The sequence below is a fragment of the Sphingomonas sp. 8AM genome (assembly GCF_902506455.1).
Taxonomy (GTDB): Bacteria; Pseudomonadota; Alphaproteobacteria; order Sphingomonadales; family Sphingomonadaceae; genus Sphingomonas.
This window is the reverse complement of record NZ_LR733844.1, coordinates 3,589,174-3,614,907: the sequence shown is the minus strand read 5'-3', so window position 1 is coordinate 3,614,907 and position 25,734 is coordinate 3,589,174. Positions and strand designations below refer to the sequence as shown.

Here is a 25,734-nt window from a genome sequence, read left to right as displayed (position 1 = left end):
GTCACACGGCGCGCTGAATGAGGGCTGCCGTGTCGGCGAACGCCCGTGCGGGGGACCCATGTCGCGCTTCGTTCAGGCGCTTGCAGCCATGCTGCCGCTCGTTTTGGCGTGCGGGCTGGTGGCGTGCGTCGATCAGGCGGCCGACAGCGGCGCGGGCGCGCGGGATCAGATCCGCGCGGTGGGCTCCTCGACCGTCTACCCGTTCACCACCATCGTCGCCGAGCGCTTCCTCGCGATCGTGCCGCACGCCCGCCCGCCGGTGATCGAATCGACCGGTACCGGCGCCGGCATCCGCCTGTTCTGCGCTGGGATCGGTGCCGCGCATCCTGACCTCGTCGACGCCTCGCGCCGGCTGCGCCGCAGCGAATATGCCGAATGCGCGCGTCACGGCGTCGACCGGATCCTCGAGGTGCAGATCGGCATCGATGGCATCGCCTTCGCCGAGGCGCTGCAAGGCCCTGGCATGGCGCTCACCCCCGCCGACATCTATCGCGCGCTCGCCGCGGCGCCGCTCGGCCGGCGCAACACCGCGCGGCTGTGGCGCGAGGTGAACCCGGCGCTGCCCGCGATCCCGATCCAGGTCTATGGCCCGCCCGCGACCAGCGGCACACGCGATGCGCTCGCCGAGCTGATCCTCGCCAAAGGGTGCGAAGCGGTCGAGCCCGACACGATCGGGATGCACGAACGCGATCCCAACGCCTTCGCCACCCGCTGCCAGCGGCTGCGCGAGGACGGCGCCTATGTCGACGCGGGTGAGAATGACAATCTGATCGTTCAGAAGCTGCGGTCAAACCCGAATGCGCTCGGCATCTTCGGCTATGGCTATCTGGAGCAGAATGCCGGTGTGGTCCGCGGCGTGCCGTTGAACGGCGTCGCGCCCACCTATGCGACGATCGCCAGTGGCGCCTACCCCGGTGCGCGCCCGTTGTTCGTCTACGTCAAGAAAGCGCATCTGCGCGCGATCCCCGGTCTTCGCGCCTTCCTCCGCCAATATGCCGCCTTGTGGGGCGCTGGCGGGCCGTTGGTGAAGCGCGGGCTGATCGCCGCGCCGCCCGCGATCCAGCGCCGCGCCGCCGCGATCGTCGGGAACGAGACCGCGCTCGACCCGCGCGAGCTGCGCTGATGTCGGTACTTGCGCTCCTGTTTCTGATCGCGGCGTTCGGGCTGATCGGCTGGGTCGTCGCGCGTGCGCGCGCCGCGCGGTTCCGCAGCGCGACCGCGCGGCGGTTCAGCTCGCTGCCCCAGCATTACGGCTGGTATGTCGCGATCTGGACCCTGCTGCCTGCGCTGATGTTCCTCGCGGTCTGGCATTCGGTCGCCCCCGCGCTGGTCACCGATGCAGTTCTCGCCACCCCGGCCGCCGCGGCGCTCCCCCCGCCAGGGCTCGACCGGGCCGCGATCCTGGCGGAGGCGCGCAACCTTGCGAACGGTGACGCATGGGGCGCGTTCCACCCGATGTCCGAACGGCTTGCCCCCGCCTACGCCACCGCACAGTCTCGCTACGACTGGATCGCTACCGCGGTCGCCTTGCTGCTCGCCTTCGCTGGCGGCGCAGTCACATTCCTGCGCATCCAGCCCGCCTTTTCGGCGCGCTCGCAGGTAGAGCGCGTGGTAATGGGATTACTGCTCGTCGCCTCGCTGATCGCGATCCTCACCACGATCGGAATCGTCGCCTCGCTACTGGTCGAGAGCGCGCGCTTCTTCCATATCGTCCCGGTCACGCAATTCCTGTTCGGCACGCACTGGAGCCCGCAGGTGATCGACGCGCGCGATCCCGGCGCAGCACTCGGCGCGGTGCCCTTGTTCTGGGGGACGTTCTTCATCGGTGCGATCATCGCCATGGCGGTCGCGGTACCGCTCGGGCTGATGAGCGCGATCTACCTGACGCAATATGCGCACCAGACCACCCGGCGCTGGATGAAGCCGATGCTGGAGATCCTCGCGGGTGTGCCGACCGTCGTCTATGGTTATTTCGCCGCGCTGACCGTCGCGCCGGCGGTGCGGGATCTCGGCGTCGCGCTGGGCGTACGCTGGGCGTCTTCCGAGAGCGCGCTCGCCGCCGGCGTGGTGATGGGCGTAATGATCATCCCGTTCGTCTCCTCGATGGCCGACGACTCGCTCTCCGCCGTTCCGGCCGCGATGCGCGACGGCAGCCTTGCAATGGGCGCGACCAGCTCGGAGACGATCCGCCGCGTCCTCGTCCCCGCGGCGCTGCCGGGCGTGGTCGGCGGGGTGCTGCTCGCAGTCAGCCGAGCGATCGGTGAAACGATGATCGTCGTGATGGCCGCTTCGGGCGTCGCGTCGCTGACGCTCAACCCGTTCGCGAGCACGACCACGGTCACCAAGCAAATCGTCGACCTCCTCACGGGCGAAGCCGAATTTGACTCGGCCAAGACGCTCGCTGCCTTCGCGCTCGGGCTGACGCTGTTCGTCATCACCCTGCTGCTCAACGTCGTCGCGCTGATCGTCGTGCGGCGCTACCGCGAAGCCTATGACTAAGCGCGCCGCTCCTGTCGAACGCCAGCCGACCGACTGGCAAACGCCCGCGATGCAGCGCCGCGTCCGCCGCCGCTATGCCGCGGAGCGACGCTTCCGCCTGATGGGCGTGGCGGCGGTCTTTGCCTCGGCCGCGTTCCTGGTATACCTGCTCGCCACGATGATCGCGCAGGGTGCGGGCGGGTTCACGGAAACGCGGATCGCGCTGCCGCTCGATCTACGGGGTCGCGTCATGGTCACGCCGGCGCAGATGCGCGGGTCGGCCGCCGATCTCGCACTGGCCGGGGCCGGGCTTGAGAATGCGGTCGATGCCGCGGCGGACACCGCCTTCGGCGCGCAGGGCGGCGCGGCGCTGCTGTCGGACGGCGCTTGGCTGCGTGTCCGTGACGCGATCGAGCACGACCCGCAGCTGCTCCTGACGCCAACGACGCTCGACCTTCCCGTAGCGACCGAGATCGACATGGCGTACAAGGGAAACGGCGCGCGTGAGAGCGAGGCGATCGTCGCCGCGCTCGATCCGCAGCTGTCGCGCGGGCTCAACATCAGCTTCTTCACCGGCGCCGACGCCACCGACCCGACCCGCGCCGGCATTTGGGGCGCGCTCAAGGGCTCGCTGCTGACGATGATCGTCACGCTTGGGCTCGCCTTCCCGATCGGCGTGCTTTCGGCGCTGTACCTCGAGGAATATGCGCCGCGGAACCGCTGGACCGACCTGATCGAGGTTTCGATCAACAATCTCGCCGCGGTTCCGTCGATTATCTTCGGATTGCTCGGGCTCGCCGTGTTCCTCGGCACCTTCCACATGCCGCGCTCGGGCGCGATCGTCGGCGGGCTGACGTTGGCGTTGATGACGATGCCGGTGATCGTGATCGCCGGACGCAATGCGATTACCGCGGTACCGCCGTCGATCCGCGATGCCGCGCGCGCGCTCGGCGCCTCGCCGATCCAGGTCGTCTTCCACCACGTCCTGCCGCTCGCGCTGCCCGGCATACTGACGGGCACGATCATCGGCATGGCGCGCGCGCTGGGAGAGACCGCGCCGCTGCTGATGATCGGGATGCGCGCGTTCATCGCCGCACCCCCCGACCGGCTGACCGATCCCGCCACCGTGCTGCCGGTGCAGATCTTCTTGTGGTCCGACGACGTCCAGACCGGCTTCGTCGAGAAGACATCCGCCGCGATCATCGTGCTGCTGGTCGTGCTGCTCGCCATGAACGGGTTCGCCATCTATCTTCGCAATCGTTTTGAGACCCGCTGGAAATGAGCAACGCCGCGCCGAAAATGACCGCCACCGGCGTCAATGTCTTCTACGGGCGCAAGCAGGCGATCCGCGACGTGTCGATCGACGTCCGTCGTGAGGACGTCACCGCCTTTATCGGCCCGTCGGGCTGCGGCAAGTCGACGTTCCTGCGTACGCTCAACCGCATGAACGACACAATCCCCGGCGCGCGGGTCGAGGGCGACATCCGGCTGGATGGAGAGGATATCTATGCCAAGGCGATGGACGTCGTGCAGCTCCGCGCACGTGTCGGCATGGTCTTCCAGAAGCCGAATCCCTTCCCGAAATCGATTTTCGAGAACGTCGCCTACGGCCCCCGCATCCACGGCCTCGCCCGCTCCAAGTCCGATCTCGCGCAGATCGTCGAACGCTCGCTTACCCGCGCCGGGCTCTGGGCCGAGGTCAAGGACCGCCTGTCCGAAAGCGGCACGGCGCTGTCGGGCGGACAGCAACAGCGGCTGTGCATCGCGCGCGCGATCGCGGTCGATCCCGAGGTGATCCTGATGGACGAGCCCTGCTCGGCGCTCGACCCGATCGCCACCGCGAGGATCGAGGAGCTGATCCACGAACTGCGCGGCCGCTACGCGATCGTGATCGTCACCCACAACATGCAGCAGGCGGCACGCGTCAGCCAGCGCACCGCCTTCTTCCACCTCGGCCAGCTGGTCGAATATGGCGACACGTCGGACATCTTCACGAACCCGCGGCAGGATCGCACCAAAGACTATATCACGGGCCGGTACGGCTGAGGATCGCAGATATGCCGCAGACACAGGAACATACCGTCAAGGCCTTCGATCAGGACATCGGGCAGTTGCGCGGGCTGATCTCGCAAATGGGCGGGCTGGCAGAAAGCGCGATTGCCGATGCGATGATCGCGCTACAACGCGGCGACGCCGCGCTGGCCGAGCGGATCACGGCCGATGACAAGCGCATCGATGCGATGGAGGCAGAGGTCGAGCGCACCGCAGTCCGCATCATCGCACTGCGCGCGCCGATGGCCGACGACCTGCGTGAGGTGGTCGCCGCGCTCAAGATCGCCAGTGTGATCGAGCGGATTGCCGATTATGCCAAGAACATCGCGCGCCGTGTCCCGCGGATCGCGAGCGAGCATCGCATCGAGCCGCTGTCGATCCTGCCCGCGATGGGGCGGATGGCCGCCGCGATGGTGCACGACGTGCTCAATGCTTTTGCCGCGCGCGATCCGGACGCCGCGCTGGCGGTATGCGAGCGCGACAATGCGCTCGATGATTTCTACGACAGCATCTTCCGCACCCTGGTCACCTTCATGGTCGAGAACCCGAAGACGATCAGCGAGTGCGCGCAATTGCTGTTCGTCGCGAAGAATCTCGAGCGGATCGGCGACCACGCCACCAATGTCGCCGAGATGGTCTATTTCGCCGCAACCGGGGTGCGGCTCGTGGAACGTGAAAGAGGAGTCGATTGATGGCCAAGGCCCGCATGTTGCTGGTGGAGGATGACGCCAGCCTCGCCGAGCTGCTGGTGTGGCATTTCACCCGCGAGCATTTCGACGTCCAGCACACGATCGACGGCGAGGAAGCGTTGCTGCTTGCGCGGGAGACGCCGCCGGACATCGTCCTGCTCGACTGGATGGTCGAGGGCATTTCGGGGATCGAGGTGTGCCGCCGCCTGCGCCGCGCCGCCGAGACGCAGAACGTGCCGATCATCATGCTCACCGCGCGCGGCGAGGAGGAGGATCGCGTGCGCGGGCTCGAAACCGGCGCCGACGATTATGTCACCAAGCCGTTCTCGCCGCGCGAACTGGTCGCGCGCGTCGGCGCGGTGCTGCGGCGGGTGCGCCCGGCGCTGGCCGGCGAGCAGCTCACCTATGCGGATCTCGAGATGGATACGGTCGGCCACAAGGTCCGCCGCGGCGGCGACGTCGTCGCGCTCGGGCCGACGGAATTCCGTTTGCTCAAGCACTTCCTTGAACATCCCGGCCATGTCTTCTCCCGCGAGCGCTTGCTCGACAGTGTCTGGGGGCATGACAGCGACATCGAGAGCCGCACCGTCGACGTTCATATTCGCCGACTGCGAAAGGCGATCAATGAAGGCGGACGGCCGGACATCATCCGGACTGTCAGATCAGCGGGTTATGCGCTCGACACCGGACACTGAATCTTTCCGCTCTCGCAACGAGGGACCTTTTTTCTGCCGTGGGGCGTTGCCCGGACCGCGTGATAACAACGCGTTTCTGACCGAACGCACACGGCAGGAGAAAGATAAGATGAAGGCCATTCTTCTCGCGGCAGCGGCCGTGATCGCCATTCCCGCGACGGCGATTGCACAGGACACGCCGCAGACCACGACGACCGCGCCCGACACCGGCGCTGCACCGGCGACCACTGCCGACCCCGGCATGTCCGCGGACCCGGCCGCCGCGCCGCAGACCGACAGCACGATGCCGGCACCGACCACCCAGGCCGATCCCGCCGCGCCCGCGCCAGAGGCAAATGCGCCGATGACCCCGCCGGCTGGCGGCGCGATGACCCCGCAATCGGGTGGCGGCATGGGCACCGAGAGCGCCGGCGGTTATCAGCCGTCGCAACCGGCCGTTTCGGGCACGCCGCAGCCGGGCGCGACCGTTCGCTTCCAGCCCGCCCCCTCGCCGTCGCAGGCCTTCCCGGCGCCCGCCGCCAAGGAAAGCTATCCGATCTGCAAGAAGGGCCAGTATGACGGCTGCATGCAGGCCAGCGACGCGCGTAAAACCACGCGTCGCCGTCGCTAAGAATGTGACGACCGGGCGGGCATTGCGCCCGTTCGAAGACCAGGTATGGAAGGCGCTTCATCCGGTCTGGAGGGAGCGCCTTTTCCATGTCGATCCGGTTCGACGATCGCGTCGCCATCGTCACCGGCGCGGGTGGCGGTCTCGGTCGGCACTATGCGCTCGAACTCGCGAAGCGCGGCGCGCGCGTCGTCGTCAATGATCTCGGCGGCGATCGCAGCGGTCAGGGCGCCTCCGACGCAGCACTGGGGGTCGTCGAGGAAATCCGGGCGTTCGGCGGCGTTGCGATCGCGAACGGCGGCAGCGTCGCCGACTACGATCAAATGGTCGAAATGGTCGCGCGCGCCACCGAGGCGTGGGGCGGCGTTCACATCCTGATCAACAATGCCGGCGTGCTGCGCGACAAGACCTTCGCCAGAATGGACCCGGCGGACTTTGCCTTTGTGGTGCAGGTCCATCTGCTTGGCAGCGCGTACGCGACGAAGGCATGCTGGGACACGTTTCGCGCCCAGAATTATGGTCGGGTACTGATGACCTCGTCATCTTCCGGGCTGTTCGGCAATTTTGGACAAGCCAATTACGCCGCCGCAAAACTCGGCATCGCCGGGCTGGCGCGAACGCTGCATCTTGAGGGCGCGCGGCACGACATCCGCGTCAACACGATCGCGCCCACCGCCGGCACCCGCATGACCGAGGGTCTGTTTCCCGACGCCGCCTTTGCTGCCTTCGCTCCCGAAAAGGTTGCCCCGGCCGCGTTGTATCTGGTCAGCAAGGACGCGCCTTCGGGGCAGATCCTGGGTGCGGGAGCGGGCGTCGTGCAGGCCAGCTACATCACGCTCACCCCCGGCGTTGCCCTGAACGGCGACGACCTCTCCCCCGAGGGCGTCGCGCGCCATTGGGCAGCGATCACCGATCGCGCCGGTGAGATCGTGCCGTCGACAGGCGCCGAGCAACCCATATCGATCGCGCGGACCTTGCAAGGCGGTTGAGCCGCGCACGACCCCGCGATAGCCTTGCCAGCGGACGGGGGAGTGACGATGTACAGCGAGAGCGATATCGACCAGGCGGTCGCGGCCGGGGTGATGCCCGAGCAGGTCGCAAGCGATTTCCGCCACCATGTCGCCGCTCTCCGCGCGACGCCGGCGGTCGACGAAGAGGATTTCCGCTTCCTGACCGGCTTTAACGACATCTTCGTCACGATCGCCATCGCCTTGCTGCTGGTGGCGGTCGCCAACATCGGCGCCAAGGCCGCCGCGCCCGCTGGCGCCGGTGCGGTCGCAGCCGTCGCGTGGTTGCTGGCTACCTATTTTACCGCGCGACGACGGATGGCGTTGCCGAGCATCGTGCTGTTACTGGCGTTCGTAGGCGGTATCGCCGCCATGATCGTGTCGCTCGGTCTGTCGCTCTTCGCAGAGCCGGACGAGCGACGCGTCGCCGGCATCAGCGCAGTCGCGGCTGGCGTGGCCGCCTTTGCGGCATGGGTACACTGGCGGCGCTTCATGGTACCGATCACCCCGGCGGCAGGCGCGGCGGCGGCGGTAGCGGTGGTCGTCAGCCTGCTGTTGACGATCCTGCCCGAATCGCTGCAGCTGGCATGGCCGCTACTATTCGCGGGCGGGATTGCCGTCTTCGCCTACGCGATGCATTGGGACCTGTCGGATCGCGCTCGCCGGACGCGCCGGTCCGATGTCGCCTTCTGGCTGCATCTGATCGCGGCCCCGATGATCGCGCATTCGACGTTTCAGATGATGGGCGTGTTCGCGGGCGACATGGGTCTGGGCAAGGCATTGCTGGTGCTGCTGCTGTATATCGCTTTCGCGCTGGTCGCGCTCGTGGTCGACCGGCGTGCACTGCTGGTCTCCAGCCTCGTCTATGTGCTGTATGCCATGTCGGTGTTGATCCGCACCGCCGGCTCGACCGAATTGTCGCTCGCGTTTACCTCGCTCGTGATCGGATCGGCGCTGCTGTCGCTGTCGGCGTTCTGGCAACCAATCCGCGCGGGCGTCGTCGCTCGGCTGGGACGATGGGGCGAGCGGCTGCCGCCCGCGCAAACGGCAGGATGACGAGCCGCGCGCGTTCAGCCGTCACTCCTCGACCAGCTTCATCAACCGTCGCTCGACCGGCGCCAGCACCGGGCCGAGTTCATGCCCGCGCCGTATCACCTGCCCCGCTTCGCCGACCAGCGCCCACATTCCCTGGCGGTTGCGCAACGACGGCCGCTTCTCGACGCGGAATTCAGGGCGCTCGGTCGCGCGGCGGAAGGCCGAGAACACCGCCGCCTCGCGCCCCAGATCGAGCGCGTAATCGCGCCAGTGCCCGGCCGCAACCATCCGCCCGTAGAGATCGAGGATCCGCATCAGTTCGGCGCGGTCGAACGCCACCTGCCGCAAATGCCCGGCACCGGCGGGAAATGGCGTGACGATCCCCATCAGGCGCGGTCACGCTCCTGTCGGATCGCAGGGTCCTGCTCTTCGATCAGCGCGTCGAGCCGCTTCTTCATCGCCTCCAGTTCGCAGCGCAGGATCTCGACCTTCTGCGTCGCCGGATCGAACATCTCGCGACACGGAGTGCCGTAAGGGACGAAGCGCGGCTCGGGCGCAGCACCGCCTTCGACGACCGTCGGGCGTGCCGGAATACCGACCATCACCGCACCCGCCGGTACGTCGCGCGTCACGACCGCGTTGGCGCCGACCCGCGCCCGCGGCCCGACCGTGATCGGCCCCAGCACCTGCGCGCCCGAGCCGATGATCGCGCCGTCGGCGATCGTCGGGTGGCGCTTGCCCGCGACACCATTGTCGGGGCTGGTGCCGCCAAGCGTCACGCATTGGTAGATCGTGACGTCGTCACCGATCTCCGCAGTCTCGCCGATCACCACAAAGCCATGGTCGATGAAGAAATTGCGCCCGATCGTCGCGCCGGGATGGATGTCGATCGCGGTCAGCGCGCGTGAGAAATGGTTCACGATCCGCGCCGGCAGGTAGAAGCCGCTGCGATACAGCCGGTTCGCAACGCGATGCCACGCCAGCGCCCATACCCCCGGGTAAGTCAGTACCTCCAGACGCGAATGCGGCGCCGGATCGCGGGCGCGAATCGAATCCAGATACGTGGTCAGTCGCGACATCCGCGTCCCCTTTCTTTGCCCGCAAGATAGAGCGTCGTCGCGCCTGTTTCCATAAGCAGCGCTATCGGGCGAGAAACCGTATTTTCCTATCGCCTTTCTCGGATATGACCGATGAGAACACGGCGCGATCGGTCCGATGGCGCAGGGGAGACCGGATGCAGGCGCTGACGCAACTCGATTTTTCCGCCTTGTGGCCGTTCATCGCCGTCGGATTCGGCGCGCAATTGGTCGACGGGGCGCTCGGCATGGCGTTCGGGGTGATCTGCAATACGTTGCTCGTTGCGGTGATCGGGCTACCCCCGGCACGCGCGTCCGCAAACGTTCATATCGTCGAGACCTTCACCACCGCGATCTCCGGAATTAGTCACGCAATCACCGGCAACATCGACAAGGGGCTGTTCCTGCGGTTGTTGGTCCCCGGCGTGGTCGGCGGCGTGGCGGGTGCCTATGTCCTGACCAATATCGACGGCGCGGTCGTGAAGCCTTTCGTGCTCGCCTATCTGGTCATCATCGGCGTCTATCTGCTGGTGCGCGGGCTGATGTTCCCGCCCAAGGTCAGCAAGCCGAAGGTGGTCGAGCCGCTCGGGCTGCTCGGCGGGTTCATGGACGCGGCGGGGGGCGGTGGCTGGGGGCCGATCGTCACCTCCAACCTGCTCGTGCAGGGCGTCGAGCCGCGCAAGGTCGTCGGCACGGTCAGCGCGGTCGAGTTCTTCCTCACCGCGGTCGTCTCGGCGACCTTCATCTATCATCTCGGCATCAAGGATTTCGCGACCGCGACTGTCGGGCTGCTGATCGGCGGCGTCTTGGCCGCGCCGCTCGGCGCATTTTTCGCCAAGCGTATTCCGATGAAGGTGATGCTGGTGATGGTCGGCACGGTGCTGACGATTACCAGCACCTACGGCTTCGTCCGCGCCGTGCTGATGTAGCTGCAACTCTTGTCAGTCCCGAAGGAGCGGTCATCCCGGTCCCCGCGGCTCGCACGAGAACCCGCGCATCTGGGTTCCCGCCTTCGCGGGGCTGACGGAGTTGATTACGCGCTAACAGCGTGCACCGTCGCAACCGCCTTCATCACCGAGGCGATGCGCGCAGCGGTCTGGATCACCTCGGCGGTGACGCCCGCCTTCTTGAGCACCTGCTCGTGACTGTCGATGCACATGCCACATCCGTTCATCGCGCTGACCGCCAGGCTGAACAGCTCGAAATCGACCTTGTCGATCCCGGGCGCGCCGATCACGTTCATGCGCAGCTTGGCCGGCATCCGGGCGTATTCCTCGTTGCTGGAGAGGTGCGTGAAGCGATAATAGACGTTGTTCATCGCCATAACCGCTGCCGCCGCGCGCGCCGCGGTCGCAGCTTCCGGCGACAGCTTGTCCGCAACCTCGGCCTCGGTTGCCTCGACCAGCGGCTTGTAGCCCGAACCATGCGCACAGGCGAGCAACGTGCCGTACTTGCGCTGGTCGTTGAGCACCGTCTCGTTCAGCAGCGAGCCGACGTTGAGGCGGATGTCCTTGGCGAAATCGGGCAGCGTGCCCGCGAATTCCTTGAGAGCCATGTGGAGTCTCCAGACGTGCGACGCCACGGCCCGTCATTGCGAGCGCGGCGAAGCAATCCGGCCCCAGAGATGTGACGCCCGGAAGTGCTTCGCTGCGCTCGCAATGACGGGCGGGCGACAGATTTTAAGAGGAAGAGGGCGGGACCGAACGGCCCCGCCCTCAAGTAGATCAGGCCGCGACCTGCAGGACGTCGTCGCCCTTGTTCCAGTTGCACGGGCACAGTTCGTCGGTCTGCAGCGCGTCGAGCACGCGCAGCGTCTCGGCCGGGTTGCGGCCGACGTTCAGGCCGTTGACCTGCACCGCCTGGATGACGTTGTCGGGATCGACGATGAACGTGGCGCGGAACGCGACATGCTCGTTCTTGTCGACGATGCCCAGCGCGTCGGCCAGCGTGCGGCCGTTGTCCGCCAGCCACGGGAAGTCGGCGGCGGCCAGATCCGGGTCCGACTTGCGCCACGCGAGGTGGACGTGCGCGGTGTCGGTCGAGGCGCCGATCAGCACCGCGTCGCGATCCTCGAAATCGCCCTTGATCTGGCTGTAGCCGACGATCTCGGTCGGGCACACGAACGTGAAGTCCTTGGGCCAGTAGAACAGCACCTTCCACTTGCCCGGATAGGCAGTGGTCAGGTCGAGCGTCTCGCCGTTCGGCAGCGCGTTGGTGCCCTGCTGGACGGGGACGGTGATGGCGGGAAAGGTGTCGCCGATGGTCAGCATGTCTGGCTCCTGTGAAACGAATGCGGAGTTCCAGTCATCCTCTCTGCCGGGGCCGCGTCCCTGCGCCGCCTCTCGTTGCCACACCGATATAGGGGGCTTCGCGTGATCGAGCAAATCGTCTATTCCTTCCCCGGTGATCGACGGAGACGATGAATGGCCGCAACCTACCTCCCGACGCTTAAGCAATTGCAATATCTGGTTGCTCTGAAGGATCACGGCCATTTCGGCCGCGCCGCCGAAGCGTGTTTCGTCACCCAGTCGACCCTGTCGGCAGGCTTGCGCGAACTGGAGACGCTGATCGGCGTTACGCTGGTCGAGCGCACCCGCCGCGTGGTGCGCTTCACCCCCCTCGGCGAGCAGATCGCGACAAAGGCGCGGGTCGTATTGCGCGAGGCGGAGGAACTGGGCGATCTCGCCCGCGCCGCCGGTCGCCCCTTGTCGGGCGAGATGCGGCTGAGCGTGATCCCGACGATCGCGCCGTTCCTGCTCCCGCGCATCCTGCCGCGCCTGCGACGCGACTATCCCGACCTGAAGCTGTATCTGCGCGAGGAACCCAGCGGTCCGGCGTGCGAGGCGCTCCACAACGGCCGCACCGATTGCGTCCTGCTGGCGCTGCCCTATGCCTGCGGTGAGGTGACGGTGCTCAAGCTGTTCGACGATCGGCTGTTCCTCGCCTTCCCGGAGGGCGAGATGCCGGCCGAACTCTCGTCGGTTCGCCCCGACGAGATCGACGAGACGCGGCTCTTGCTGCTCGAGGACGGCCATTGCCTCAAGGAACACGCGCTGGCGGCATGCAATCGCGCCGAATTGCGCGCCGAGGCGACGATGCTCGGCACCTCGCTGCACACGATGGTGCAGATGGTCGACAATGGCCTGGGCGTGACGATCCTCCCCAAAATCGCGCTCGACGCCGGCATCCTCGACCATACCAGGGTGGTCGCGCGCCCGCTCGACGCCGCCGCGCCGGTCCGCACGCTGGCGCTGGTCTGGCGCCGCGCCTCCCCGCGCGAACGCGACTTCCATCTGCTCGGCGAGGTGTTGAAGGCGGCGGCCTAGCGCGTAACGACGTCGATTTGATCCGTCATTGCGAGCGTAGCGAAGCAATCCAGGGCCGGACCGCGACGCCCTGGATTGCTTCGCTACGCTCGCAATGACGAACGGGAATTCGACCTCATGTCATCATAATCTGACAGCAAATTTGCCGCCCAAACCGGGCCACCACCGCGATTGACGCGCAGTCGCAATCGGCGCAGCATCGTGATCTGGAGCTCGTCGTTCGTCGGGCAATTCGTCCGTCGTGGCGCCTCCGGTCGGGAGGTTGGTCGCATGGCTTATGCAAATCGGATCGACAATTCGCGGCGGTTCACCACGATCGCGGGCGTGGCCGCGATCCACGGCCTGATCGGCTATGTCTTCATCAGCGGCATGGCGGCCAGCTTCGTGCAGACGGTGTCGACGCCGTTCATCACCACCAACATCCCGATCGAAACGCCGGCGCCGCCCGACATCATGCCGCCCAAGCTGGAGAAGGTGACGCCGCAACAGCCGACGACGACGATGCCGCCCCTCACCACCGTCACGCCGATCGTTCCCAGCGAGGCGAACAGCGACAACGTGGTCGTCATCACGCCCCCGATGCAGCCGGTCGAGTTCGGCACCGGCACCGTCACGGTCGATCCGCCCGCGCAGCCCGCGACGATCAGCAAGGCGAGCGGCGTGCTCGCGCGCGGCAACCGCAACGACTGGATCAGCACTGACGATTACCCGCCCTCGGCGTTGCGCGCCGAGGAAGAAGGCGTCGTCGGCATCTCGATGCGGATCGGTGCCGACGGCCGCGTCGAATCCTGCGCGGTCACCGCACCCAGCGGCCATGCCTCGCTCGATCAGGCGACGTGCCGCCTCTACCAGCGTCGCGCGCGCTTCACCCCGGCGCGCGACGATGCGGGTACGGCGATCGCCGGCACCTTCACCGATCGCATCCGGTGGCAGCTGCCGCGGTAATCAGGACCAGCGCGCCGCCGCATCATCGTCGGCGGCGCGCGTTTCCACCCAGCGCGACGCACCACCGACCGTCTCGCGCTTCCAGAACGGCGCATCGGTCTTGAGCCGATCGATCAGATACGCACAGGCGTCGAGCGCGGCGGCGCGATGCGCGGAACAGGTGCCGACGAACACGATCCGCTCACCCGGCGCCATCGGCCCGACGCGGTGGACGATCGTCGCGGCGGTCAGCGACCAGCGTGCGGTCGCATCCTCCGCCAGCCGCGTCAGCGCCGCCTCGGTCGCGCCGGGATAATGCTCCAGCTCCAGCGTCGCGACACCGTCGTCGGCGCGCACCAGCCCGGTAAAGGTCGCGACTGCCCCGCCCTGCTCCAGCCGCGCGAACTCGTCGGCGATATCGATCGGGTCGCGCGCAACGATGACGCGGATCATCCGCCCGTCACCGGCGGGAAGATCGCGACTTCGCGCGCGCCCGCGATCGACGTGTCGAGGGGCACGAACGCCTGATCGACCGCCGCGCGCAGCCGCGCCGGATCGGCAAAGGCGGCGGCATGGCCCGGACTGCGCGGCGCGAGCCATGCGACCAGATCGGCGACCGTGTCGACGTCAGCGGGCGGAATGACGTCTTCCTCGGCCACACCGATCCGTTCACGCACCCAGGCGAAATACAGCAGTTTCATACGCATTCCTGACACGGCCCCGTTCGTGCTGAGGAGGCATTGAGCGAAGGCGACATGCCGTCTCGAAGCACGGGTCCTCCAGGACGAACGGCGAAGGGTTCCCGCCCCCTCAATCCATATGCTTCAAGCCGACCCGCAGGTAATCCCAGCCGGTCACGATCGTCAGCGCCGCCGCGCCCCACAGGCTGGCGAGGCTGGCGACCTTGATCCACGCCTCGCCCGGCAGCGCCCCCGACAGGATCAGCCCACCCAGCGAGACGAGTTGCAACGTCGTCTTCCACTTCGCCAGCCGCGACACCGGCAACGACACCTGCAACCCGGCCAGAAACTCGCGCAACCCACTGACCGCGATCTCGCGCAACAGGATCACCAGCGCGGCGATGATATGCACACCCGTGATCGCCGCCACATCGTCGTGCCGCGTGCCGACCAGCATCAGGATCACCGCCGCGACCATGATCTTGTCGGCGATCGGATCGAGGAAGACGCCCAGCTTCGACACCGTCCCTTGCGCACGCGCAAGGTAGCCGTCGAAATAATCGGTGATCCCCATTAGGCAGTACAGGCCGAACGCGACCCCGAACCCGAACCGCCAGCTCGGCCACCAGAGGAACGCCACCAGCAGCGGCACCGCGACGATCCGCGACAGCGTCAGGATGTTGGGCAGGGACAGCATGGGTGCGACGTGGACCCGCGACGCGGGCAGCGCAAGCGCCTGTCGAGCGAAAATCGCCGTTGGATCGCAGCGGCCCAGCCGCTATGGCTCGGCGAATTGCCAACTATCCGGGGGCCCGGTCCCGCGTCATGATCAATGCCCTCGGGCTTCTCAAGCAGCGGCGCTTCCTGCCGCTGTTCACCACCCAGTTTCTCGGCGCCTTCAACGACAATCTGTTCAAGACCTCGATGGTGCTGTTCGCCACCTACGAGATCTTTGCCGATGAAACGCAGGAGAGCTTTTTCAACGCGCTGACCGCGGCGCTGTTCATCCTGCCGTTCTTCGTGCTGTCCGCATTGTCCGGGCAACTCGCCGATTCGACCGACAAGGCGCGGATCATCCGGCTGGTGAAGACGGTCGAGATCGCGATCATGACCGTGGGCGGTGCCGGGCTGATGCTCGCGCGCACCGGCGCGGTGACGCTGCCGCTGGTGCTGATGCTCGCCGCGGTCACCGGGCTCGGGGTCCATTCAACGTTCTTCGGACCGATCAAATATGCGATCCTGCCGCAGCATCTGGAGGAGGAGGACGTGCTCGGCGGCACCGGGCTGGTCGAGGCGGGAACGTATCTGTCGATCCTGCTCGGCACGATCCTCGCCGGCTTCGTCTACAAGTCGCCTTTGCTCGTCACCCTGCTGACGCTCGCGGTCGCGCTGCTCGGCTGGCTCACCGCCCGCGCGGTCCCGCCCGCGCCGCGGCTCGGGCCGAAGCTGGTGCTCGACTATAACCCGATCCGCGCTTCGTGGCGGCTGATCGCGGAGACGATGCACATCCCGCGGTTGTTCCTCGCGATCTGCGCGATCAGCTTCTTCTGGACGATCGGATCGGTGCTCATCATCGTCTTCCCGCCACTGGTGAAGAATGTGCTAACTGCTGATGCCAGCGTCGCCAGCCTCGTGCTCGCGGTCTTTTCGATCGGGGTCGCGATCGGGTCGGTGGTCATCAACCTGATGCTGCGCGGTCAGATCTCGGCGCGCTTCTCGCCCGTGTCGGTGATTGCGATGGGGCTGGCGGTGCTCGCTTTCTGGTGGGTGGTCGGGCTGTGGACCCCCGCGCCTGCCGGCCACTTCTTCGACATGGCCTCGTTCATTCGACAGCCGCATGCGGTGCCGGTGCTGCTCGCGTTGCTGGGCGTTGCGATCTTCGGCGGGATGTTCGTCGTGCCGCTCTACGCGTTCCTGACCACCACCGTGACCAAGGACCATACCGCCCGCACGGTCGCCGCGAACAATGTCGTCAACGCCGGGGCAATGACCTTCGGCTCGATCGCGGTGGCGGGAATCACCGCGCTGGGCGTTACACCTTTCCAGCTGTTGCTGGTGGTCGTCGGCATGTGTGTGATCTCCGCCTTGATCGCGCAGCGGCTTCACCGCGCCTGCGACTGACCTGTCAGAAGATCATCGTCGAAAAGCTGATGAAGAAGGCGGCGAAGCTGAGTACGAACAATCGCACGTCATTGTCGCCTGCCTGCGCCGATGGCATGGCGGGGGGCGGCGGCAGGGTGCGGCGGAATGGGTGTCCCGCACCCTCGTTCGTCAGGACCAGTCGGCGTTGCATAGCCATGTCTTAACGCGCTGTTTACGATTTCGGCTACCATCGACCGTACGCGCGCCTGTGTCGCGGCGGGACAGCAGGGAGAGAAGCGATGCCGCTCTACGCCTTCAAGGGTCAGCGCCCGACCCGCGCGCCCTCCGCATGGGTCGCCCCTAGCGCCGACGTTATCGGCGACGTCGTGCTTGGCGACGAGGTCGGCGTGTGGTTCGGCGCGGTGATCCGCGGTGACAACACCACGATCACGATTGGCGCGCGCAGCAACGTGCAGGAAGGCGCGATGCTCCATTCCGACCCCGGCACGCCGCTGACGATCGGCACCCAATGCACGATCGGCCATCATGCGGTGCTCCACGGCTGCACGATCGGCGACCGCGTGCTGATCGGCATGGGGGCCATCGTTCTCAACCGCGCCGTCATCGGGGCGGATTGTATCGTCGGCGCCGGCGCGCTGGTCACCGAAGGCAAGGTCTTCCCGCCCCGCTCGCTGATCGTCGGCAGCCCGGCGCGCGCGGTGCGCGAGCTGGATGATGCAACCGTCGCGGGGCTCAGGATGTCGGCGGCGCATTACGTCGCCAACGCGCGAGCCGCAGCCGAGGGGCTGGAACGGGTGGAATAACACGCCCTACGTCATTCCCGCGCAGGCGGGAATCCAGACGCGCAGGTCTTCGCAAGAGCCGCAACGTAAGAGGTTCTGGTTTCCCGCCTCCGCGGGAATGACGAAGAAAAAACCTCCCTTGCGTGACGTGGCGTCAATCTTGCCACACCCCTGCCGGCCCCACATAGTCGCCGCCATGTCGATCCCCCCGCTCCTGTCGCGCCTGCGTCTTCCCGTCATCGGGTCGCCGCTGTTCATCATTTCCAACCCGGATTTGGTGATCGCGCAGTGCAAGGCGGGGATCGTCGGCTCGTTCCCGGCGCTCAACGCGCGCCCCGCCGCAATGCTCGACGAGTGGCTGCACCGCATCACCGAGGAACTCGCCGCACACGACCGCGCGCACCCCGATGCGCCCGCCGCACCGTTCGCGGTCAACCAGATCGTCCACAAGTCCAACGACCGGCTGGAGGCCGATCTCGCGGTCTGCGCCAAGTGGAAGGTGCCGATCACGATCACCTCGCTCGGCGCGCGCGAGGAACTCAATCAGGCGGTGCACGCGTGGGGCGGGATCACGCTTCACGACGTCATCGACGATCGCTTCGCGCGCAAGGCGATCGAAAAGGGCGCCGACGGGCTGATCGCGGTTGCGGCGGGCGCGGGCGGCCATGCCGGTCGCCTGTCCCCGTTCGCGCTGGTGCAGGAAATCCGCAGCTGGTTCGACGGCCCGCTCGCGCTGTCGGGCGCGATCGCCACCGGCGATGCGGTGCTGGCAGCGCAGGCGATGGGCGCGGACTTCGCCTACATCGGCTCCGCCTTCATCGCCACCGAAGAGGCGAACGCCGACGCGCGCTACAAGCAGGCGATCGTCGACGGACGCGCCGCGGACATCGTCTATTCGGACCTGTTCACCGGCGTTCACGGCAATTACCTGCGCGGCTCGATCGTCGCCGCCGGGCTCGATCCCGACCATCTGCCGCAGGGCGATTTGAAGACGATGAGCTTCGCATCGGGCGGCGCGACCAAGGCATGGCGCGATATCTGGGGGTCCGGCCAGGGAATCGGCGCGATCGAGACGATCGTCCCTGCCGCCGAACGAGTCGCGCAGTTGAGCGCCGAATACCGTGTCGCGCGCGAGCGGTTGCTGGGCCGATCCTGATGTCCCTGCACTCTCCATCGCGAGCGTGAGGCGGGAGCCCGCGGACCGCACGTCACCAGACAAATCGTGGAACCAGACGGTGTTCCCTCTCAGTCCCCCGCGAACGTCCACCCCGTCATCGCCCGCTCGCGATCGTTGATGAGCAACGCGCGCCCGGCTGGAGGCGCTGAACGCTGCGGGCACGCCACCCGGTGGCACACGCGGCATCCCGTCCCGACCGGGGTCGCCGCGCCATTCAGGTCCAGCCCGCGCGCGGCAGCAAGCCCCGCCGTCACCTCCGCCGGCACGCCCAGTGCGATCGCGAACGCGCTCTCGACCCGGTTCGCCCCCGCCCCCACCGCCGCGCCGTTCACCGCCATCGCCAGCGTGAACCAGCGCGCGCCATCCTCCAGCTCCAGCAGTTGCGGCACGACGCTCCCCGGCCGATCGAATGCATGGTGGACCCGCCACAACGGACAGCGCGTGTCGCCGGCCAGCAGCTGCGTGTTGCTGGCGCCCGCAAGCCGTTTCGACACCTGCCCGGCACGGTCGACGCGCAGCAGGAAGAACGGCAATCCGCGTGCCCCCACGCGCTGCAAGGTCGTCAATCGGTGCGCCACCTGCTCCGGCCCGGCACCGAAGCGCCGCTGCAACAGCTCCAGGTCGTAGCCGCTCGCCTCGCACGCACGGACAAACCGAGCGTACGGCATCATCACCGCCGCCGCGAAGTAGCTGGACAGATGCCGCCGGAACAAGCGCTCCGCCACCCGATCGAGCGAAGCGCCGCGCACCAGCGCATCGATCTCCGCCCGTGCCTCGATAAGCCCGCACTGCACCGCCAGCGCAAAGGTTCGCGACCATGGCGCAAGCCGCTCGGCGAGTTGCAGCTGCCGCGCATGAAGATCGACCCGGACGAGATGATCAGGCAGCGCCTCGACCGGCAGGATGCGGATCGCGAGCCCGTGGCGGACGCGCAGCCGCTCGACGAGCGCGCCATACAGATCCGCGCCGACCAGCCGCAGCTCGCCCGCGAGCGTCTCGGCAGCAGCATCGAGATCGGGAAAGTGGTTGCGCCAACGCTCGATTTCGCGCCGGACCGTGGGTGCCGGGTCATCGGGTACCGGGGCGCCAGCGCCACCCTGCCCACGGTCGAAAGCGCGGGCGAACGCTTCCGCACCACCCGGTGCCGCGGCCAGCCACTCCTCGACCTCGCGGCGATCGACTTCGAGATCGGCGAACAGCGGATCGGCGAGCCGCCGCCGGATCGCCTCCGCTCCCCCGCCCGGCTCGCCCGCGACAAGCTCACGCGGATCGAAGTCAAAGCGGTCGGCGAGCGCCACCAGCAACCCCGCGGGCACCGCCCGCTGGTTGCGCTCGATGAGGTTGAGATAGCTGGCGGAGATGGCGAGCATCTCGGCCATCGCCGCCTGCGTCAGTCCGTGACGCCGCCGCAGCCGGCGTACCGCATGCCCCGCCAGCAGCTTGTCCCGGCTCACCCGCCCTCCTGTAAATTGTTTACAATATGACGGAACATAGCTGCGCGAGTCAAACGACAAGACAAGAATTACATGTGAATTGCTGACGGAAGTGGCCGGATTTACGGCATGATGATCGCATCCCCAGCAAAGGAGCAATCATCATGCCGCACGCCGAACCGCAGCGCAGCCGCGCGGTTTTCTCGACCGAAGACTTCGGGTTGATGAAGGAAGCGGTGGCGCATTACGTCCGGCAGATCGCCGACGATCCGCGCTCGTCGAAATTCTCCAACCTGTACCATCGCCTCGGACGGCTGGGCTGAAAGGATCAGCATGACATATCAGGACATCGTCACTGCCGCCGGCCGTACGATCACGCAGGCTGGCCCCGGCTGGCACGGCATCCAGCCCGAGGCGGTGGCGCGGATGCGCTTGCAGAACCGCTTCCACACCGGGCTCGACATCGCGCGCCATACCGCCGCGGTGATGCGGCGCGACATGGCAGCGTATGACGCGGATCCGGGCGCCTATACCCAATCGCTCGGCTGCTGGCACGGCTTCATCGCGCAGCAGAAGATCATCAGCATCCGCAAGCATTTCGGCACCACCAAGGGCCGGTACCTCTATCTGTCGGGCTGGATGGTCGCGGCCCTGCGCAGCGCATTCGGCCCACTGCCCGACCAATCGATGCACGAGAAAACCGCGGTGCCGGCGCTGATCGAAGAGATCTACGCCTTCCTCAAACAGGCCGACGCCCGCGAGCTGGGCCTGATGTTCCGCGACATCGACGCGGCGCGCGGCGCGGGTAATGCGGTAGAGGCACAGCGGCTGATCCACGCTATCGATCAATACGAAAGCCATGTCGTCCCGATCATCGCCGACATCGACGCTGGCTTCGGCAATGCCGAGGCGACCTACCTGCTTGCGCGCAAAATGATCGAGGCTGGCGCCTGCGCGCTCCAGATCGAGAACCAGGTTTCCGACGAAAAGCAGTGCGGTCACCAGGACGGAAAGGTGACGGTGCCGCATGAAGACTTCCTCGCCAAGATTCGAGCCTGTCGCTACGCGTTCATGGAACTGGGGATCGAGGACGGCATCATCGTCGCACGCACCGACTCGCTCGGTGCCGGTTTGACCAAGCAGATCGCCTTTTCGCGTACGAGAGGCGATCTTGGCGATCAGTATAACGCCTTTCTCGATGCAGAACCGGTCGCCGAGCCGGAATGCGGCGACGTCCTGATCGAACGCGACGGGCAATTGCTGCGCCCGAAACGGCTCGCATCGAACCTGTTCCAGTTCCGCACCGGCACCGGTGAGGACCGGTGCGTGCTCGATTGCGTCACGGCGCTCCGTCACGGCGCCGATTTGCTGTGGATCGAGACCGAGCGCCCCGACGTCGCGCAGATCGCGGGCATAGTCGACCGCATCCGTACCGAGGTGCCTGACGCCAAACTGGTTTACAACAATTCGCCCAGCTTCAACTGGACGCTCAACTTTCGCCAGCAAGTGTTCGACCGCTGGCGCGCGGAAGGTCGCGACGTGGCCGGCTATGACCGTGCCCGGCTGATGGACGCTGCCATCGACGACAGCCCGTTGGCGGTTGAGGCCGACGACCGCATCCGCACCTTCCAGCGCGAGTCGTCGCAGCGCGCCGGTATCTTCCACCATCTCATTACCTTGCCGACCTATCACACCGCCGCTCTCGGCACCGATCTGCTCGCGCGCGACTTTTTCGGGGCGGCGGGGATGCTCGGCTATGTCCAGCACGTCCAACGCCGCGAGATCCGCGAGAGCATCGCGTGCGTCCGCCACCAGAACATGTCAGGGAGCGATATCGGCGACGATCACAAGGACTATTTCGCCGGCGATGCTGCGCTCAAAGCCGGAGGCGCGCACAATACGATGAACCAGTTTGCCGCGTGAGTCTCTTCTAACCCGGATCGGCGACTTTTCGTCGTGTTGTAATATTACTGCCGTTGCATGATGCAGTACGGCGTGAGAATAGCCGTCGGCCCAGAGGGAGATGTAGTATGAAGAAGCTTTTGATGGCGGCTGCGGTCGCTTCGCTCGCCACCGTTCCGGCGGTTGCGGCTCCGGTCAATTCGGCTGCGAGCCTGTCGGTTGCCAAGGCGGCACGCGCGTCGGCGCCGACCGCCAAGAAGAACGAGCTGGTCGGTGGCGGTCTGATCGTCGCAGCCGTCGCTGCAGCGGCGGTGATCGCTGGCATCATCATCATCGCGGACGATGGTGACAATTCGGACAGCAACTAAGCTGCATCGACATGGGAAGGGGGAGCGGCGCCAGCGCCGCTCCCCCTTTTTTGTGCGCCGAGGCCGCCTACCCGGCGGCCACCACCGGCACTGGCGGCGGCGCCTGTTCCCCGGCATCGGTGACGAACACCCCGACCCGCGCCGCGCGCGTGCCCCAGCGCTCGCTCGCGGTCCATTGCACGATCAGCGGCGACAGCAGCAGCCCGGCGGTGACCGGCGCCAGCCACAGTGCCGCGTCGGGCATCAATGGTGACAGCGCGAGCAACAGCGCTCCGGTCAACACATGCCAGCGATATCGCGGCAGAATGGCGGACATCGGCAGTCCGTCGACGCGGCGGTTCTGCGCATGCCACTCCGCTTTGCGCTGCGTAGCGACGCCGAGCAGATCGATCGTCTGCGTCAGCGCAATGCCCGGCGCGGCGAGCGTCGACAGCGGCACATCGACCAGTACCGAACGCAGAATACCGCCCGCCCCACCCAGCGCGCGGCGGCGCTGCGCATCGCCCAGCGCATGGACGATGCCGAGCAGCTTCGGCCCGAACAGCAATGCCAGCGTCAGTTCGAGCACCATTCCCGACGGATCGCCCGACATCAGCCCGGGCTCGCCACGCACCGCCTGCACGACGCTGACCGCGATCAGCAGCAGCCACAGCGGCGAGGCGAGATACCCCGCCGCCCCCAAGAGCAATTGCAGACGGTTGACCCAATGGAACCCCGATGCGCCGAGCAACTGGAGATGCTGGAGATTGCCCTGCGCCCAGCGCCGGTCGCGCACGCCGGCGTCGATCAGCGTCGGCGGATATTCCTCGAACGTCTCCTCGGTCATCACCATGTGCACGCGCCAGCCGCGCCGCCGCAGCAGCGCCGCCTCGACGACGTCGTGGCTCATGATCGTGCCCCCGAATGGCGGTGCGCCCGGCAGCACCGGCAATCCGCAACTGTCCGCGAACGCGCGCACGCGGATCAGCGCGTTATGCCCCCAGAAGGTCGCCTCCGCGCCCGACCACCAGACCAACCCGGCGGTCGCGGCGGGGCCGTAGATGCGGCTGGAGAATTGCATCCAGCGCTGGAAAAGCGTCGACGCACCGATCACCTGCGGCACGGTCTGGAGCAGCGCAACGCCGGGGCGGCGGTCCATGATCTGCGTCATGCCGACGATCGTCTCGCCCCCCATCAGGCTGTCGGCGTCGAGCATCAGCATGTAATCATAGGCCGCGCCGTGCGCGCGCAGCCAGTCGGCGATGTTGCCCGGCTTACGTCCGACGTTCTCGGCCCGGCGACGATAATAGATCGCGCAGTCGGACCGCTCGGACAGCGCCTGCCATGCCGCCACTTCCGAAGCCTCGTTTTCCGCGGCAGAGTCGCTCAGGATGAAGAAGTCGAACGCGCCGCACGTGCCGGTGCGCGCCAGTGCATCGGCCATCTGGGCCAGCCGCCCGCAGACCTCGCCGATATCCTCGTTATGGACCGGCATCAGGATCGCGGTGCGCCCTTTCAGCGGCTCTGACCAGCGCGGCATCGGCGTGAAGCCGGGGTGAAGCCCGGTCGCCAGCACGATATACCCGACCACCGTGTTGATGAACCCGAAGGCGAGCAAGGCGAACAGCGGAAAGAACACCGTCAGCAACAGCATGTCGCTGATCGTCAGCCCGTCGGTCAGCACCGACTCCTTGAGCGTCGTCGACGCCGCGAGCGCGAGCACCAGCGTCAGCAGCACCAGCAGCGCGCGGCGCGCGAAAACGTCAGCGCCAGAGCCGATCGTGCCATCGAACGGCTCCGGCGCACGCTCGCGCGGCGGCGGTCCGTCGAACCTTTGCTCGGGCATTTCGAGCGGCGCGGGCGGGGGCAAGCGGGGGCGCGGATCGCTCATGGACGGTAGAGCGGTACCAGCAGCGTCTCGCTGAGCGCCGCATTGCCGCGCTTCAGGAACAGCCGCACATCGGCGGGGCCGGCCGCGTCGGGGGCGATGTCAGCGGTCACGCGCCAGCGATTGCGCTGGCCGACGACGGGATAGGCCGCACTTTCGAGCAGCTTGCCCCGCGTCACGCCAATCTCGACGCTCACCTTGCTCTCGCGCGTCAGTCCGGCGAGCCCATCGCCGACGAAGTCGGCGACCAGTTTCACCGCGCCCGCGATCGGCTCGCCGCCAGGCCGCCCCGCGCTGCCGGTCCAGGTGTCGACGACATGCGCGACGCGGTCGAGCGTCGGGTCGTCACCGCCCCAGGTCAAACGATAGTCATAGGCAAGCCGCTGCCCGGCGCGCACCGGCGCACCCGGCGTCCAGAAGCACACGACATTGTCGGTCGTCTCGCCCGCGGTCGGGAAGGCGTAGAGGATCACGCGCCCGCTGCCCCATTTCCCCTGCGGCTCGATCCACAGATTGGGGCGGCGATCGTAGAAGGCGCCATCGTCCTGATAATGGTCGAAGTTGCGGTCGCGCTGGAGCAGCCCGAAGCCACGCACGTCATCGGCGGCGAAGCTGTCAGTGGTCGGTTGCGCGGGGTTGCGCAGCGGACGCCACACCCGCTCGCCGCCGGCCGTGCGCATCGCGAGCCCGTCCGAATCGTGGATCTCGGGGCGCCAGTCGGCCGCCGTGCGGTGACTGCGATCGTCGTACCAGAACATGCTGGTCGCGGGCGCGATGCCGAGCCGCGCGACCGGCTTGCGCAGGAACAGCACCGACGACACGTCCTGCACGACCGCCTTGGGGTGACGCGACACGAAGCGGTACGCGCCCGTCAGGCTCTCGCCATCGAGCAGTGCATAGATCGTGTAGCCACCGTCGCCGAGCGGCTCGATCCAGAATTCGGTGAAGACCGGGAATTCTTCCTTCTCCAGCCCGGTATCGATCGCGATCCCGCGCGCCGACAAGCCATATTGGTCGAGCGCCCCCGCCGATCGGAAATAGGACGCGCCCATATAGGCAAGCCAGTCGCTGTCCTTGCCCCGCTCCATCACGCGGAAGCCCGCGAACCCCGGCGCCGGCGTGACGCCCGGCTTGGTCTCGAACAGCGACGGCGCATAATCGACGCGCGTTGCACGACCGTCGGCGACGACGTTCAGCGTGACCGGAACGGGTGCGTATTTCCCGAGCGGGAACGGGCGGATACCACCAGCCAGCGTCTTGTCGGCGCGGTATCTGATCCCGCCCACTGCGTCGTAATCGAGCGCCGCAGCGGCAGCCACCGGCGGCACTGCACGATAGGGTTGCTTTGCCAGCGCCTCCGCGCGTTGCTGAAGCACGGCCCAGGAGAAAGGCGTCGAGGTCCCCGCGCGCGCTTGCGCCCGGGCCAGCGCCGGCCAGAGCGCCGCAGCGCCCGTCGCCAGCATCGCATCGCGTCGGCTGATAATCGTCATGGCTGCGAAACAAGCTAGGCCAGCGATTGTTGCAACGCAAAAC

General features: G+C 67.1%; 29 protein-coding genes. 18 read left to right on the top strand and 11 right to left on the bottom strand.

The features are described 5' to 3' along the window. Positions 1-58 precede the first annotated feature (58 nt). From BACI71_RS16945 to BACI71_RS16905, 9 genes are all read left to right on the top strand, one after another. Positions 59-1,123 (top strand): substrate-binding domain-containing protein, encoded by a 1,065-nt coding sequence (locus BACI71_RS16945; protein WP_159760590.1) that lies wholly within the window; start codon positions 59-61, stop codon positions 1,121-1,123. Beyond that, a complete protein-coding gene (gene pstC / locus BACI71_RS16940; protein WP_159760588.1) occupies positions 1,123-2,499 on the top strand; it encodes a phosphate ABC transporter permease subunit PstC in 1,377 nt (458 codons plus the stop codon). Before BACI71_RS16945 ends, pstC begins: the two co-directional genes overlap by 1 nt. Next, complete coding sequence (pstA, locus tag BACI71_RS16935) at positions 2,492-3,760, top strand: phosphate ABC transporter permease PstA (RefSeq protein WP_236553038.1); 1,269 nt, start codon at positions 2,492-2,494, stop codon at positions 3,758-3,760. The genes pstC and pstA overlap by 8 nt, the downstream gene beginning before the upstream one ends. Then, positions 3,757-4,524, top strand: a complete 768-nt coding sequence (gene pstB / locus BACI71_RS16930; RefSeq protein ID WP_159760586.1) for a phosphate ABC transporter ATP-binding protein PstB — start codon at positions 3,757-3,759, stop codon at positions 4,522-4,524. The genes pstA and pstB overlap by 4 nt, the downstream gene beginning before the upstream one ends. A gap of 11 nt (positions 4,525-4,535) precedes the next feature. Next, entirely contained in the window at positions 4,536-5,222 is a 687-nt protein-coding gene (phoU, locus tag BACI71_RS16925) for a phosphate signaling complex protein PhoU (protein WP_159760584.1), read from the top strand. Next, positions 5,222-5,914: a phosphate regulon transcriptional regulator PhoB gene (gene phoB, locus BACI71_RS16920; RefSeq protein ID WP_022686745.1), complete on the top strand. Its 693-nt coding sequence runs from the start codon at positions 5,222-5,224 to the stop codon at positions 5,912-5,914. The genes phoU and phoB overlap by 1 nt, the downstream gene beginning before the upstream one ends. 109 nt (positions 5,915-6,023) lie before the next feature. After that, the gene (locus tag BACI71_RS16915) at positions 6,024-6,524 is read left to right on the top strand and encodes a hypothetical protein (RefSeq protein ID WP_159760582.1); all 501 of its coding nucleotides are present in this window, start codon (positions 6,024-6,026) and stop codon (positions 6,522-6,524) included. 86 nt (positions 6,525-6,610) lie between these two features. Continuing rightward, complete coding sequence (locus BACI71_RS16910; RefSeq protein WP_159760580.1) at positions 6,611-7,510, top strand: SDR family NAD(P)-dependent oxidoreductase; 900 nt, start codon at positions 6,611-6,613, stop codon at positions 7,508-7,510. A gap of 48 nt (positions 7,511-7,558) precedes the next feature. Further along, complete coding sequence (locus BACI71_RS16905) at positions 7,559-8,584, top strand: hypothetical protein (RefSeq protein ID WP_159760578.1); 1,026 nt, start codon at positions 7,559-7,561, stop codon at positions 8,582-8,584. A gap of 21 nt (positions 8,585-8,605) precedes the next feature. On the opposite strand, the gene BACI71_RS16900 is transcribed toward BACI71_RS16905, so the two are convergent. Both BACI71_RS16900 and epsC read right to left on the bottom strand, forming a co-directional pair. Continuing rightward, positions 8,606-8,950 carry a DUF2794 domain-containing protein gene (locus BACI71_RS16900; protein WP_159760576.1) on the bottom strand — a complete coding sequence of 115 codons (345 nt, stop codon included), beginning with the start codon at positions 8,948-8,950 and terminating at the stop codon, positions 8,606-8,608. Further along, complete coding sequence (epsC, locus tag BACI71_RS16895) at positions 8,950-9,642, bottom strand: serine O-acetyltransferase EpsC (RefSeq protein WP_159760574.1); 693 nt, start codon at positions 9,640-9,642, stop codon at positions 8,950-8,952. The genes BACI71_RS16900 and epsC overlap by 1 nt, the downstream gene beginning before the upstream one ends. 155 nt (positions 9,643-9,797) lie before the next feature. Here epsC and BACI71_RS16890 point away from each other — a divergent pair, with 155 nt between their 5' ends. Beyond that, on the top strand, positions 9,798-10,568 hold the full coding sequence (locus BACI71_RS16890) for a sulfite exporter TauE/SafE family protein (protein ID WP_159760572.1): 771 nt from the start codon (positions 9,798-9,800) through the stop codon (positions 10,566-10,568). A gap of 104 nt (positions 10,569-10,672) precedes the next feature. Here the strand turns inward: BACI71_RS16890 and BACI71_RS16885 are convergent, their stop codons facing one another. Both BACI71_RS16885 and BACI71_RS16880 read right to left on the bottom strand, forming a co-directional pair. Beyond that, positions 10,673-11,194 (bottom strand): carboxymuconolactone decarboxylase family protein, encoded by a 522-nt coding sequence (locus BACI71_RS16885; protein ID WP_159760570.1) that lies wholly within the window; start codon positions 11,192-11,194, stop codon positions 10,673-10,675. A 169-nt stretch (positions 11,195-11,363) separates the two neighbouring features. Further along, positions 11,364-11,909 carry a peroxiredoxin gene (locus BACI71_RS16880; protein ID WP_159760568.1) on the bottom strand — a complete coding sequence of 182 codons (546 nt, stop codon included), beginning with the start codon at positions 11,907-11,909 and terminating at the stop codon, positions 11,364-11,366. A 153-nt stretch (positions 11,910-12,062) separates the two neighbouring features. Between BACI71_RS16880 and BACI71_RS16875 the strand changes: the two genes are divergently transcribed. Further along, positions 12,063-12,965, top strand: coding sequence for a hydrogen peroxide-inducible genes activator (locus BACI71_RS16875; RefSeq protein ID WP_159760566.1), 903 nt, complete (start codon positions 12,063-12,065; stop codon positions 12,963-12,965). Between the two features lie 270 nt (positions 12,966-13,235). Further along, positions 13,236-13,910, top strand: a complete 675-nt coding sequence (locus tag BACI71_RS16870; RefSeq protein WP_159760564.1) for an energy transducer TonB — start codon at positions 13,236-13,238, stop codon at positions 13,908-13,910. On the opposite strand, the gene BACI71_RS16865 is transcribed toward BACI71_RS16870, so the two are convergent. The 3 genes from BACI71_RS16865 to pgsA form a co-directional block, all read right to left on the bottom strand. Then, positions 13,911-14,342 (bottom strand): molybdenum cofactor biosynthesis protein MoaE, encoded by a 432-nt coding sequence (locus tag BACI71_RS16865; RefSeq protein WP_159760562.1) that lies wholly within the window; start codon positions 14,340-14,342, stop codon positions 13,911-13,913. It abuts the gene before it with no gap. Beyond that, on the bottom strand, positions 14,339-14,596 hold the full coding sequence (gene moaD, locus BACI71_RS16860; RefSeq protein WP_159760560.1) for a molybdopterin converting factor subunit 1: 258 nt from the start codon (positions 14,594-14,596) through the stop codon (positions 14,339-14,341). Before moaD ends, BACI71_RS16865 begins: the two co-directional genes overlap by 4 nt. A gap of 103 nt (positions 14,597-14,699) precedes the next feature. Then, positions 14,700-15,266: a CDP-diacylglycerol--glycerol-3-phosphate 3-phosphatidyltransferase gene (gene pgsA, locus BACI71_RS16855; protein WP_028965618.1), complete on the bottom strand. Its 567-nt coding sequence runs from the start codon at positions 15,264-15,266 to the stop codon at positions 14,700-14,702. Between the two features lie 128 nt (positions 15,267-15,394). Between pgsA and BACI71_RS16850 the strand changes: the two genes are divergently transcribed. Beyond that, positions 15,395-16,690 carry an MFS transporter gene (locus BACI71_RS16850; protein ID WP_159760558.1) on the top strand — a complete coding sequence of 432 codons (1,296 nt, stop codon included), beginning with the start codon at positions 15,395-15,397 and terminating at the stop codon, positions 16,688-16,690. A 4-nt stretch (positions 16,691-16,694) separates the two neighbouring features. Here BACI71_RS16850 and BACI71_RS16845 read toward each other — a convergent pair whose 3' ends face one another. Next, the gene (locus tag BACI71_RS16845) at positions 16,695-16,868 is read right to left on the bottom strand and encodes a hypothetical protein (protein ID WP_159760556.1); all 174 of its coding nucleotides are present in this window, start codon (positions 16,866-16,868) and stop codon (positions 16,695-16,697) included. 82 nt (positions 16,869-16,950) lie between these two features. Between BACI71_RS16845 and BACI71_RS16840 the strand changes: the two genes are divergently transcribed. Continuing rightward, positions 16,951-17,475: a gamma carbonic anhydrase family protein gene (locus BACI71_RS16840; protein WP_159760554.1), complete on the top strand. Its 525-nt coding sequence runs from the start codon at positions 16,951-16,953 to the stop codon at positions 17,473-17,475. A 175-nt stretch (positions 17,476-17,650) separates the two neighbouring features. Beyond that, on the top strand, positions 17,651-18,610 hold the full coding sequence (locus BACI71_RS16835; protein WP_159760552.1) for an NAD(P)H-dependent flavin oxidoreductase: 960 nt from the start codon (positions 17,651-17,653) through the stop codon (positions 18,608-18,610). An 89-nt stretch (positions 18,611-18,699) separates the two neighbouring features. Here the strand turns inward: BACI71_RS16835 and BACI71_RS16830 are convergent, their stop codons facing one another. Continuing rightward, a complete protein-coding gene (locus BACI71_RS16830; RefSeq protein ID WP_159760550.1) occupies positions 18,700-20,085 on the bottom strand; it encodes a helix-turn-helix domain-containing protein in 1,386 nt (461 codons plus the stop codon). A gap of 143 nt (positions 20,086-20,228) precedes the next feature. Here BACI71_RS16830 and BACI71_RS16825 point away from each other — a divergent pair, with 143 nt between their 5' ends. From BACI71_RS16825 to BACI71_RS16815, 3 genes are all read left to right on the top strand, one after another. Further along, positions 20,229-20,387: a hypothetical protein gene (locus BACI71_RS16825; protein ID WP_201297404.1), complete on the top strand. Its 159-nt coding sequence runs from the start codon at positions 20,229-20,231 to the stop codon at positions 20,385-20,387. Between the two features lie 10 nt (positions 20,388-20,397). Beyond that, entirely contained in the window at positions 20,398-21,987 is a 1,590-nt protein-coding gene (locus tag BACI71_RS16820; RefSeq protein WP_159760548.1) for an isocitrate lyase, read from the top strand. Between the two features lie 107 nt (positions 21,988-22,094). Next, positions 22,095-22,334, top strand: coding sequence for a hypothetical protein (locus BACI71_RS16815; RefSeq protein WP_236553037.1), 240 nt, complete (start codon positions 22,095-22,097; stop codon positions 22,332-22,334). 67 nt (positions 22,335-22,401) lie between these two features. On the opposite strand, the gene mdoH is transcribed toward BACI71_RS16815, so the two are convergent. Continuing rightward, entirely contained in the window at positions 22,402-24,204 is a 1,803-nt protein-coding gene (mdoH, locus tag BACI71_RS16810) for a glucans biosynthesis glucosyltransferase MdoH (protein ID WP_159760546.1), read from the bottom strand. Then, the gene (locus tag BACI71_RS16805) at positions 24,201-25,691 is read right to left on the bottom strand and encodes a glucan biosynthesis protein (protein ID WP_159760544.1); all 1,491 of its coding nucleotides are present in this window, start codon (positions 25,689-25,691) and stop codon (positions 24,201-24,203) included. Before BACI71_RS16805 ends, mdoH begins: the two co-directional genes overlap by 4 nt. Positions 25,692-25,734: the final 43 nt, after the last annotated feature.